Here is an 11,217-nt window from a genome sequence, read left to right on the forward strand (position 1 = left end):
TGCCCCAGGCGGCGAATGCCTCGGGCGGCGAGCGGGAAGGCGGGACGGCGATGGCCGAGCGGACACGGAAGGGAGGGGGCGGGGCCGGGGGCGGCGGCGCCAGACGCGGGGCGCGCGGCGAGGAGCGGCGCGCCGAGATCGTCCGCTGTGCGCTCGAAGTGATCGCCGAGCGCGGCTACCGGGGCGCCACCCTGGGCGCGGTCGCCGAGCGCGTCGGCCTGACCCAGCAGGGTCTGCTGCACTACTTCCCCACCAAGGAGGCCCTGCTCGTCGCGGTGCTCGCCGAGCGCGACCAGTGGGACACCGGCACCGGGCGGCGCGACGAGTCCACCGCCTGGCCGCTGGATCTGCTCGCCTCACTGGTGGAGTACAACGCCATGCGGCCGGGGATCGTGCAGACCTTCTCCGCCCTGCTCGGCGAGAGCGTCACCGACGACCACCCGGCCCGTGAGTTCTTCACCCGGCGCTACGAGCGGGTGCGCGCCGATATGGCGGCCACCCTGCGCGGCGAGTTCGGCGACCGGCTGCCCGGGGGCCTGCGGCCCGAGGAGGCCGCGCCGCTGCTGGTCGCGGTGATGGACGGGCTTCAGTACCAGTGGCTGCACGACCCGGAGGCGGTGGACATGCCGGCCGCCTTCCGGTCCTTCCTCGCCCTGCTGGGGCAGCCGGCACCGCCGCGCGACTGACGCCCCGTCACCAGCCCTCCAATGGCCGTGCCGAGGGTAGCTGCCGCTGATCGCCGGGCCCGGTCACGGTCACCGTCACCGCCCCGGTGCCCCCGGGCGTCACCGCCGTGATGGCGGTCACCCAGGACAGCCGGTCGAGAACCCGCACCAAGTCGGCGCCGTCCACGGCGCCGCCGGTGTTGGTGGCGGGAATCCACCTGCACTTGGGCTGCGGGCGGTGCACCGATAGGGGCTCTGGGCGGCGGAAGCGCTGCGCACCACGACCATGCTGTTCGTGCGGGAGTTCGGCGCACCCGGACAAGACCCCGCTGCTCGTAGGGCACCCCGCCTCACCATTCGGCCAACTCCATGAGCGACGGGTGGAGTCGGGGGGAGAAGAGCGGGAGTGAAACACTTCCGGCACACAACAGGCCCGTGAAGGCTCTTAAGCAGGTTTTCGTATCAACTCCGAAGTGCTCCAATTACACCTGTCGCGCGTATCACCCGACTGCTTTACTCAATTCAAGCGAGATTGACAGCCCGGTCTGGTACCGCCGCTGATTCGCTTCACATCGACGACTGCTTCCCCGGGCGCCGGCCTCGAGGCAACAGGTCATCGCGCCAAGTCGCCGCAACCGGTTGCGCCGGCATAGCCCCGGCCTCGGCGACCCCGGATCCCGAGCGGTCCGCAACTCTGCCGCCCCTCCGCGAATCCGCATCCCAGCCGCACGGCTGGATCCCCGAGCGGTCGTGAAACACCGCCCTGCTCTTTCGAACTCGCCGGAGAGCAACACACCCCCAAGGAGAAAGCCATGCCAACCATCACACCCCCCCTGGTGGACACCGCCACCGGTACCAACCAGGGCAAAGGCGGGGATACTCTCACCATCAACGGCTCCGGCTTCACGGGCGCCACCAAGGTGAACTTCGGAGCGAAGTCCATCACCAGCGGCTTCACCGTGAACGGCACGGGCACCGTGATCACCGTCACCTCCATACCGGTGCTGTGCTCCGGACAGGTGCCCGTCAGCGTGACCGTGGGAAGCACCACCAGCAACTCGGCGCCCTTCTTCTACATCGCCCAGCCGGTCTGCAACACCGTGACCAACAACCAGGGACCGGCCGGCGCCACATCGGTCACGCTGAGCGGTAGCGGCTTCCTGACCGCGACCGGCGTCACCTTCACCGGCGTCGGCCCGGCGACCGGAACGTTCCCGCCCACATCGGACACCCAACTCACGGTGACCACTCCCGCGCACACCACTCCGATCGCCGGCTGCACCGACACGGTGAGCGTCGTGGTCACCTCCGCCGGCGGCACCAGCACCCCGTCGGGCAGCAGCAGCCAGTACACCTTCTACGACGCCCCCGGCACCCCCACTGTGGGACCCGGGTCGGGGCCGGTCGGCACGGGCGTCACCATCGACGGCACCTGTCTGGTCGGTGCCACCGAGGTCGCGTTCATCACCGGAACCACCGTCGTCCCGGCGGACTTCGATCAGGTCTCCAACACCCAGATCACCGCCACCGTCCCCAACAGTCTCCTGGTGGGCACCACGTACGACGTCCGGGTCACCACCCCGGGCGGCCAGGGCAACGCCGCCCTCGCCTTCGCTGTCACGGCCTGATCCACCGGCCGCCGCCAGGGACGGACGACCCCATCGCACAGCCGCCCCGCGTCCGTTCCGCAGGGCGCAGGGCGGCACCGCACCGCCGTGCCCTGGCCGACTCACCTCAGCCGGGGCGCGGCCGCCTGAACACGCCCACTACAAGGAAGACGCCATGGCCCCACCCGTAGTGACCGGTGTCAGCCCCGCCCAAGGCTCTCCGTCGGGAGGCACCCCCGTCACCATCACCGGTACCGGCCTCACCGGGGCCGCTCAGGTCAGGTTCGGCTTCAGCTTCGCCACCAATGTGGTCGTCGTCAACGACACCCAGATCACCGCCAAAACCCCCGCGGGCAGCGGCACGGTCAATGTCACCGTCACCACCCCCAACGGCACCAGCACCCAGACCGTCCCGTTCACCTATACCACCACCCCGGCCCCGGTCCTCAGCAACCTCAGCCCGACATCCGGCCCGACAGCCGGCGGCAATACCGTCACCATCAACGGCACCAACCTCACCGGCGCCACCCAAGTCCTCTTCGGCTCCAACCCGGCGACCATCCTCACCAACGGCGCCAACCAAATCACCGTCACCGCCCCCGCGGGTACCGGCCCCGTCAACGTCACCGTCACCACCCCCGGCGGCACCAGCAACCCACTCACCTACACCTACACCACCACCCCGGCCCCGCAGCTCAACAACCTCAGCCCGACATCCGGCCCGACAGCCGGCGGCAATACCGTCACCATCAACGGCACCAACCTCACCGGCGCCACCCACGTCCTCTTCGGCTCCAACCCGGCGACCATCCTCACCAACGGCGCCAACCAAATCACCGTCACCGCCCCCGCGGGGCCGCCTTCCGCGGTCAACGTCACGGTCACCACCCCCGGCGGCACCAGCAATCCGCTGCCGTACTTCTACATCGCCGCCCCGACCGTCACCGATCTGTACCCGCATTCCGGCCCGGGCACCGGCGCGAACACGGTCACCGTCTTCGGCACCAACCTGACGCTCACCAGCGTCGTGAAATTCGGAAACAACCCAGCCTCCAACATCAATGTCATCTCGGACGGCCAATTGACCGTCACCGCCCCGAGCGGTTCCGGCACGGTCGTCGTCACCGTCACCACGCCCGGCGGCACCAGCACGGTGGGGACCGGCGGCGCCTATTACACGTATCTCGGAGCGCCTGTCGTCAACACCCTGGCTCCGTCGCATGGCCCGGACTACGGCGGCAACCCAGTCACCCTCACCGGCGCGAACCTGACCTACACCGACTCCGTGACCTTCGGAGGTGTCGAGTCCTCGTTCGCCGCGATCTCGGACTCCCAGGTCGTCGCGGTGGCCCCGGGCGGGTCACCCGGCTCGGTCAACGTCAGGGCGCATACCCCGGCCGGCTACAGCAACCTCATCCCCTACCTTTACGACGTGTCGTGATCCGGACACGGGACCGCCGACCACCGAGTCGTGGGTGGAGGAGTACGCCACCACGCCGGGCAGCAGTGCGCAGACCGCTCGGCGGGTGCTGCGCACCGCGTGCACCGGACGAACGGACACCGACGGCCCCTGTGCCGCGCCGCGGCCACACCGCGCACGGCACGGGAGCCGTGTCCTCTGCGCTCAGCCGATGAACCGCACATCCGGGTGGCTCGGCGTGGGCCCGTCCAGCACCGGCCGGTGCAGCCCGCGCAGATGCCGGTCGAAGAACGCCGTGAGATAGGCCCGACGGCTCGCCGTGAAACGGGCCGGGTTCACGGTGCCGATCATCTGCTTCCGCAGCCCGTCGGGCAGCGTAAGGCGCTCGGCGAGGGCGGGGAGGACGATCTCGTAGTCGGTGAACGAGTTGTGCTCGGCCGCCTGCGTCCACAGGTCGCGCTTCCAGCCCGTGGAGTTCTGCCACAGCGCCCGCCAGGAGGGCGAGTGCTCATGGGTGTGCGGCAGCCGCCCCGACGTGGTCACCAGCCACGCCCCCATCAGCAGAAACGGCCGGTCGAGCCCGCTGTGTGCGACCGGCAGCAGCAGATCGGGGTCGGTCCAGTCGTACCCCAGCGGCCCGTCCAGGTTGATCCCGGCCCGGATCCGGCGGTCAAGCCGCATGGCCTCCGCCGTCGTCATGCCGCCGAGCGAGTGGCCGAACATCCCGACCCGCGCCATGTCCAGCGCCGCACCGAGCCCGCTGGGCAACTGCCGCCCCCCGGCGTCGGGGTTGCCACCGCGCGCCAACACCTCCAGCCGGTCCAGTACGAACCGGACGTCGGCCACCCGCACCTCCAGCGCCGCCTTGTTGCGGTCGGCGATCGGCTCGATCTTGCCGATCTCCGGCGACGCCTCGGCGACCCTCCCGTCGGGGAACTCCACGGCGTGCGCCTCGTAGGTCGGGTCGACCGTCACCACGACATAGCCCTGGCCGGCCAACTCCACCACGGCGCTGGTGTCCAGCGTGCGCTCGTTGTACATGCCGGGCGAGTACAGCACCACGGGCCTGCGCCCAAGACCGCGCGCCACCCCCGCCCCCTCGCGGGCGTGTGTGGTGAACCCGGCCCAGTCGATGGCCCCGGCCCCGACCTTCAGGATCTGCGCGGCCCCCGCTCCGAACGCCTCGGCCGCGCCCGGCCGCATATACGGCGCAGACACGCCATCCGCCCCGTCCGTCCCCCGCCGCGCCGGGTACCACACGCTCACCATGAGCTCCCGGTCCCCGGGCCCCCACCGCTCCTTCCGGCCCTGGTCCACCAGGTGCAGCTCGACCATCCCGACCGGGTACGGGCCGGTGGGCGCCGGCAAACCGACCCGTATGGCGTCCCCCTCGCGCGCCCGCTCCTTGCCACCCTTGTGGCCCGTGTCGCCCTTGCCGGAGGACACCGCGCCGGAGGCGAGGGAGGCGGACGCGAGGGTCACGGCGGCCCCCGTGGCGGCGAGGCCGCCGAGTAGTTGACGCCGTGAGAGTCGGGACACGGCGGAAGTCATCAGTCGCATGCCCCGACTCTGGCCCGGCGCACCGCCCCCACCCCACTGTCGATCGCCAGGCGAGGACCTGACTTTCGTCGGTGTTGCACAACACCCATGGAACGACTCGAACTCGTGGCCGACCGTGCGAGGATGCCGCCATGACGACACATGTCCGTATGAGCGAGAGACCCACGGACCCGGACCCGGTCAGACCCCGTAGTTCAACTCCTCGCTGTGTGGCCGTACTTGGCGCCACCGCGGGCCTGCTCAGCCTCCTCACCGGCTGCGGCAGCAAACCCGCCTCCGAGGCGGTCGCGGCACCCGCGCCGCCTCCCGCCCCGCACGCCGAAACCCTCGACCCCAGCCAACGCCCCTACGGCGATCTGCCGACCGCCACCCCCTCCGCGCCGCCCACCTGCCCGGAGTCCGGGGTGTACGTCCAGGCCGAGGAGCCGAGCGCCGCGATGGGGCTGCGCGCCATGTCCCTGAAGCTGACCAACTGCGGCCAGCGCATCTACACGCTGAAGGGCTATCCGACGGTCCGCGTCCTGGACGAGGGCGGAAAGCCGCTGGATGTCCGGGTCAGCCATGGATCCGCGGGCATCGCCACCCTCGACAACTTCGACGACCCGCCCCGGCAGGTGACACTGCGCCCCAACGAGACGGCGGTGGCGGGCGTGGTGTGGCGGAACACCGTGACCGACTCGACGACCCAGGCCGTCAACGGCCGGGCCCTGGACGTGGCCCCGGTTGAGGGGAGCCCCCGGCAGACCGTGACCGAGCTGATCGACCTCGGCAACACCGGCAAGCTGGGCGTCAGCCCCTGGTACACCCCGGAGAAGCCCTCCACGACGACCCCCACGTCGAAGCCCTCTCCCCGCCGGAGCGCCTGGACCGCCACCCAGTGAGCCGACGCGGTCCGTGACCGGGACGCCCGTCCGTGGCCGGGACGCGAGGAGGGTAGCCAACAGGCGTCGGCTACCCTCGCCGCCGCTCAGTCGCCGTCGAGCTCGATGTCGATGCCCATGTCCTCCAGGGCGTCTTCCAGCTCGTCGAGCACCTCGTGGACCTCGTCCTCCTGGTCATCGGACACTGTGGTGGTCCGCCTTTCTCGCAAGAAACACACAGGGGCCTCGCGGCCGCGACGCCGCCCGTATCATACGCAAGGACGTTCGACCACAGGGCAGTTGACGCCGCTGTTACTCCAGCCGGACCTCGTCATAGCGGCCCGGCACCGCTGACATCATGAAGCCGTGTCGAACATCTGCACCGACGCCATCCGGGTCTACGCCCGCCCCGGCGACCGCATCGACGCCGTAGAGGCGCAGTGGATCACCTGGATCCTGCTCGGCCGCCGCGGCTCGTACCACGTCCCGGTCCTGATCCGGCGCGAGCCGGAGGGGGCTTACGTCGACATCCAGTACGGCTCGGGCAAGAGCCCCGACATCGTGAACTTCTGCCAGGACCACGCCCCGTATCTCTACGGCGCCATCTGGGGCCGCCATTACAACGAGGGTCACGACCGCGACGTGATCTGGCAGGACGACGTCAACGACGGCCCGTACCGCTATTGCCGTTACGGCTTCGACGACGTGCGCGTCACGACCACCGACGACCGCCCGCCCGTCGCCCCCGAAGCGCCCTGGCGCCGCGACCCCGACGGCTCATGGCGGCTGTCCGTCAACGGCAGCTACCTCACCGGCAACTGCCGCCATGCCGATGTCGGCCCCATGGCCACGCCCACGACCCCGCTGCCCGACCCGCCACCGACGGCCCTGCCCACCCCCACCACCCCGAACGACTGGGGCGACCCCCTCAGCGCCATCGACCCCCTCTGGCTCGCCCCGCTCGCCGACGAGCACCCGACGGCCACGCTGATCGAATACCGCTGGCGAGGCCGCGTCGTCCACCGCGCCCGCGAGGACGACGACTGGGACGGCCCCTCCTGGCAGCACCGCTGCGCCGACGACTGGGACAACTGCCTGGACCCCGATTTCCTCCGCGCCACCGGCGCGACGGATCTGCTCGCGCCCGACGAGGTCTACGCGCGCGACCGCGCGGAGTGGGAGAAGCGCACAACGCGCTGACGGCGGCGCGCGCATCCCGTCAGATCCCCGGCAGCGTCTCCTGCTCCACATCATGCGCGGGCGGCCTCGGCGCACTCCGCACCGCGAGCTTCGCCCGACACTCATCCCCCAACCCCCACAACCGCGCCTCACGCCCGCGCAACGGCCGCCCGCACATACGACAAGTGACGCGGCGGCGCGGAGCGCTGGGCTCCTCGACGAGGCCGGGCAGCGTGGTGGGGTCGTCGGCGGTCATGACTCTGGTGTACCAGGTGAGGTCCGGACCGCCATAGGCGCTCAATCTCTATACATAGTACGGTGTACCGTGTATAGAGAAACTGTGCGAGTGCGATCTTGTAAGGAGAGAGCCTGTGAAGGTCACCTCTTGTGCCGTGTCCCTCAACGTCGACGATGTCTCCGCCTCCAGCGCCTTCCTCGTCGAGCACTTCGGCTTTCATGAGGAAATGGCCGCCGACGGCTTCGCGTCCCTGACCCGCGACGACCTGGCCATGAACGTCATCTTTCTGCGCCGCGGGCTGGAGACCCTGCCCGCCGACCAGCGCGACGAGCACGCCGCCGGCCTGATCGTCGCGTTCGTCGTCGAAGACCTCGAGGGCGAGCTGGCCCGCCTGCGGGCCGAGGGCGTCACGATCACCATGCCGCTGACGGAGGAGGAGTGGGGCGAGCGCGCCTTCCAGGTCCGCGACCCCAACGGCGTCATCGTCCAACTCGTCGACTGGAACGGGCCCACCGGCCAGTGACGACCCGGGGCCGCGTCCACCGGGCGCTGGACGCGGCCCCGAGGTCACCCGTGCGCGGCGTGCCGTCCGCCCCGCCGCCCACCGGGCCCGCCCCTGCGCCGCGCCACCGGCACCGCCAGGCCGCTCAGCACCCCGACGGCCAGCGCGTACGGCCACCAGCCGAGTCCACTGTCGCTGGAGGAGTTCGCGTTCTCCGTGGTCTCCGCCGCCGCACCGGAGGAGCCGGAGGAGGACGTGTCGGCATGGGCGCTCGCGGACGCATGGGCGGCGGCGCCGGTGGCGGCGGTCAGCACCACGTCGTTGCCGTCCCCGCCCCGGTAGCTGATCCGGTACGTGGTGTCGGCGAGCTTCACCTCGGCCCCCTCACGGAGACCGGTGAACGCGCCTGTGGTCCTGGTCCCGCCCTTGTGGTCCAGGACGCTGATCTTCCGCGGTGGTTTGGCTCCGACGCCCGAAAGGTCGAGCTTCCCGGCCAGCTCGACCCTGCCCGCCACCCGCAACGGTCGCTCGTACAAGGCCAGTCGACCCTTCGTGCTCTGCCTGTAGTCACCGGTCACGGCGAGCCCACCCGCCACCTCGCCCTGGTTCGTCACCGAGCCCTTCACCGTGCCCTTGCCGGACAACGAGGTCGCCACCCGCAGGCCCGTCGTGCCCACGTCCAGCTTCGCCCCTGCCGAGGTGAGGCGGATCGCCTTGCTGCGGGCGAGGGTCGCCCCGGAGCGCAGCGCCAGTGTGCCCTTTTTGACCGTCGTCGTCCCCGTATACGTCACCGCGCCGCCTGTCAGGGTCGTCGTCGCGGCGCCCGCCTGGGTGAGCGACCCGCTTCCGCTGATCCGGGACAGGGTCGCGGACTTGGCCGTGTTGTTCAGTACGAGAGAGCCGTTGTTGACGACCCTGTAGAGGTCGCCCCTGGTGTAGAGCCCGCCGTCGCCGTCCCGCTTGCCGCTGCCAAGACGCAGTACGGCGCCCTTCTCGACGGTCGTCGAGCCGTTGTAGTACTGGACGGCGGCGAAGGTGACGTCATTGCCCTTCGTCCCCTTGATGACGATGTCGCCCGCGCCGGGCGCGGAGAGCGTGTCGTGGAAGCGACCGCCACCGATGGGGGCACCCAGCGTCACCGGGCCGTTGTAGTCGAACGTGAGCAGTGAACGGGAGCGGGCCGCCAGCAGGTTGATGTAGACGGTCTCGGCGGTGCCCGGCATGAAGATCTTGTTCGTGGTGCCGTCGCCCCACTGGACGTCGGCGCCCTTGATGTTGGTGCCGCGCTTGTTGACGTTCTTCCGCGCGGCTGTCCAGTTCAGGGCGGGGTCGCTGAGCGAGGGGTTGGTGTCGCCGCCCTGGTTCGACCAGCTGTACTGGCCGGTCAGGATGACCTTGCTCCCCGGCCGGGACTGGACGTTGATGTCGCTGCCGTACTCGCGCTGGTAGAAGTCCATGCCCATGGTGACGGTCTGGCCCAGCGGGGTGTCCACGGTCCAGGTGCCCTGGTTGAGGACCTTGCGGACATTGGGCAGCGAGGTCGCGTACTCCGGCCGGCCGGCGTTCACCTGCGTACCGTTGTCGATCACCCCGGAGAAGGGGTGCGCGCCCGACAGATCCCAGGTGCCCCAGAGGAACCTCGGCTGGGCGACCAGCCCGGAGCCGCTGACGGTGCCCAGGTTGTAGGCGCTCTTCAGGGAGAGCCGCAGGGCGCCGTCCACCCGGATGTTGTCCTGGTTCAGCCGGAACGCCGGGGTGTTGTAAGGAAAGTGGCCGATCAGTCCGGTGGTGCCGCCGTCGCCGTACTGCAGGGTGGCGCCTTTCGCCACGGTCACGGTCGGCGGGTCCGGGTTGCTGACGGTGACGTACGGGTGGTTGCCGCCCTGCGTCTTCACCACCTGCCGCTGCCGGGACTTCGGCAGGGTGAAATCGCTGTCCTTGGTGAGGACCAGTGTGCCGGTGCCGCGCACGGTGAGCGTGCCGGTGCCGCTGAACACGCCGTTGTACGTGGTCGTCCCGGCCGGCACGGTCACCACCGTGTCACCGGCGAGTGTCACGTTCCGGCCCGCCAGCACGTCGGCGGTCACGTCCCGGGGTCCGGCGGCGCTCGCGGTGGGGGCACCGAGCAGGAGGGCGACCACGGCAAGGGCTCCGGCGGATACTGCTGTCTTGTGGATGAGGCTGCGCACGAAAGGGAGACGCGCCGGGACCGGGACCGATAACAGAAATCTCATGGTCCCTCTTCGCCTGTCTTCGGCCGGGCATGCGGCCCGTGGGTGAGGCGCACGTAGCGATGGTGACATCGCGTCAGGCTGACTGACGCTCGGAGTGCCCGCGGCGCATGGTGGCGCGCCGCTCAGGTCAACCGATAACATCAACGACGGCCTGGTGCAGCCGGCCGCTCGCGCCTTTCAAGGTTGGGTGAATGCACCGTGGGTCGCCTCGCCTCGGCTCACTCAACGCGGCACCAGCCGACAACGCGAGCATCGGCAGGATGGGCCGCGTGGAAAGCCGGGCGCGATGACGTCCACCACCACCGACCACGCCAAGAAGCTGGCCAAACTCCTGCGCGAGGACCTTGCCGCAGCAGGGATCGCGATCCCGCACAGCCTCGCGCTCGAACTGATCGCCCACCAGTTCGGCACCAGGGACTGGAACGTGCTGGCCGCCCTGGCGAGCCGGGCTGGGAGCCCTGACGCGCCGGACATCAGCCCGGGCGTGCCGGTCCTGCGCGTCATGTCCGTCGCACAGGCACTGCCGTTCTACCTTGACTACCTGGGCTTCGCCCTGGACTGGGAGCACCGGTTCGAGCCCGGGCTGCCACTGTACGTGCAGGTATCGCGCTCATCAGCCGTGCTGCACCTCTCCGAGCACCACGGCGATGGCAGCCCCAACGCCGTGGTCTGGCTCCCGGTGCGCGACGTAGTCGTGCTGCACAAGGAATTGCTCGCCCGACCGAACGCGCCGATACGCCCCGGAATCGATCCGGACGCGCCCGGAGGGCCGACACTGCAGGTCATCGACCCGTACGGCAATGTCCTGAGATTCGCGCAGCCGCCGTCCCCGCAGTAGCCGCCCCGGCGGGGGGGGGCCCGCCGCCCCGCGCGCGGCCGCCCGGGGGGGGCCCCCACCCCCCCCCCGGGCGGTTTAAAAAAAATACCGGGCCGCCGCTGGAGGGGGGTTGTT

The 11,217-nt window shown here is 70.4% G+C and carries 11 protein-coding genes; 7 read left to right on the forward strand and 4 right to left on the reverse strand.

The annotated features are described in order from the left end of the window. The first annotated feature begins 50 nt into the window (after positions 1–50). Positions 51–686 (forward strand): TetR/AcrR family transcriptional regulator, encoded by a 636-nt coding sequence (locus tag ACFV2X_RS51170; RefSeq protein WP_385630175.1) that lies wholly within the window; start codon positions 51–53, stop codon positions 684–686. Positions 687–693: 7 nt separating this feature from the next. On the opposite strand, the gene ACFV2X_RS51175 is transcribed toward ACFV2X_RS51170, so the two are convergent. Continuing rightward, positions 694–909: a hypothetical protein gene (locus ACFV2X_RS51175; protein WP_385630152.1), complete on the reverse strand. Its 216-nt coding sequence runs from the start codon at positions 907–909 to the stop codon at positions 694–696. 568 nt (positions 910–1,477) lie between these two features. Here ACFV2X_RS51175 and ACFV2X_RS51180 point away from each other — a divergent pair. Together ACFV2X_RS51180 and ACFV2X_RS51185 are read left to right on the forward strand one after the other, a co-directional pair. Continuing rightward, positions 1,478–2,293, forward strand: a complete 816-nt coding sequence (locus ACFV2X_RS51180) for an IPT/TIG domain-containing protein (protein WP_385630154.1) — start codon at positions 1,478–1,480, stop codon at positions 2,291–2,293. Between the two features lie 154 nt (positions 2,294–2,447). Then, positions 2,448–3,713 carry an IPT/TIG domain-containing protein gene (locus ACFV2X_RS51185; RefSeq protein WP_385630156.1) on the forward strand — a complete coding sequence of 422 codons (1,266 nt, stop codon included), beginning with the start codon at positions 2,448–2,450 and terminating at the stop codon, positions 3,711–3,713. A 183-nt stretch (positions 3,714–3,896) separates the two neighbouring features. On the opposite strand, the gene ACFV2X_RS51190 is transcribed toward ACFV2X_RS51185, so the two are convergent. Beyond that, complete coding sequence (locus tag ACFV2X_RS51190) at positions 3,897–5,252, reverse strand: lipase (protein WP_385630158.1); 1,356 nt, start codon at positions 5,250–5,252, stop codon at positions 3,897–3,899. A 209-nt stretch (positions 5,253–5,461) separates the two neighbouring features. Between ACFV2X_RS51190 and ACFV2X_RS51195 the strand changes: the two genes are divergently transcribed. Continuing rightward, on the forward strand, positions 5,462–6,133 hold the full coding sequence (locus tag ACFV2X_RS51195) for a DUF4232 domain-containing protein (protein WP_385630159.1): 672 nt from the start codon (positions 5,462–5,464) through the stop codon (positions 6,131–6,133). Positions 6,134–6,478: 345 nt separating this feature from the next. Next, a complete protein-coding gene (locus ACFV2X_RS51200; protein ID WP_385630162.1) occupies positions 6,479–7,312 on the forward strand; it encodes a hypothetical protein in 834 nt (277 codons plus the stop codon). Positions 7,313–7,331: 19 nt separating this feature from the next. On the opposite strand, the gene ACFV2X_RS51205 is transcribed toward ACFV2X_RS51200, so the two are convergent. After that, entirely contained in the window at positions 7,332–7,547 is a 216-nt protein-coding gene (locus tag ACFV2X_RS51205; protein ID WP_358636307.1) for a DUF6011 domain-containing protein, read from the reverse strand. Between the two features lie 115 nt (positions 7,548–7,662). On the opposite strand from ACFV2X_RS51205, the gene ACFV2X_RS51210 reads away from it, so the two are divergent. After that, on the forward strand, positions 7,663–8,052 hold the full coding sequence (locus tag ACFV2X_RS51210) for a VOC family protein (RefSeq protein ID WP_385630164.1): 390 nt from the start codon (positions 7,663–7,665) through the stop codon (positions 8,050–8,052). 44 nt (positions 8,053–8,096) lie between these two features. Here the strand turns inward: ACFV2X_RS51210 and ACFV2X_RS51215 are convergent, their stop codons facing one another. Next, positions 8,097–10,220 (reverse strand): autotransporter-associated beta strand repeat-containing protein, encoded by a 2,124-nt coding sequence (locus ACFV2X_RS51215; RefSeq protein ID WP_385630166.1) that lies wholly within the window; start codon positions 10,218–10,220, stop codon positions 8,097–8,099. A 331-nt stretch (positions 10,221–10,551) separates the two neighbouring features. Here ACFV2X_RS51215 and ACFV2X_RS51220 point away from each other — a divergent pair, with 331 nt between their 5' ends. Then, positions 10,552–11,103, forward strand: a complete 552-nt coding sequence (locus ACFV2X_RS51220; RefSeq protein WP_385630168.1) for a glyoxalase superfamily protein — start codon at positions 10,552–10,554, stop codon at positions 11,101–11,103. The last annotated feature ends 114 nt before the right edge of the window (positions 11,104–11,217 follow it).

This window comes from Streptomyces sp. NPDC059679, from assembly GCF_042734105.1.
Classification (GTDB): Bacteria; Actinomycetota; Actinomycetes; order Streptomycetales; family Streptomycetaceae; genus Streptomyces.

Coding starts and splice junctions, on each gene's coding strand:
- ACFV2X_RS51170 (WP_385630175.1), top strand. CDS start 51: ATGGCCGAGCGGACACGGAAGGGAGGGGGCGGGGCCGGGGGCGGCGGC.
- ACFV2X_RS51180 (WP_385630154.1), top strand. CDS start 1,478: ATGCCAACCATCACACCCCCCCTGGTGGACACCGCCACCGGTACCAAC.
- ACFV2X_RS51185 (WP_385630156.1), top strand. CDS start 2,448: ATGGCCCCACCCGTAGTGACCGGTGTCAGCCCCGCCCAAGGCTCTCCG.
- ACFV2X_RS51190 (WP_385630158.1), bottom strand. CDS start 5,252: ATGCGACTGATGACTTCCGCCGTGTCCCGACTCTCACGGCGTCAACTA.
- ACFV2X_RS51205 (WP_358636307.1), bottom strand. CDS start 7,547: ATGACCGCCGACGACCCCACCACGCTGCCCGGCCTCGTCGAGGAGCCC.
- ACFV2X_RS51220 (WP_385630168.1), top strand. CDS start 10,552: ATGACGTCCACCACCACCGACCACGCCAAGAAGCTGGCCAAACTCCTG.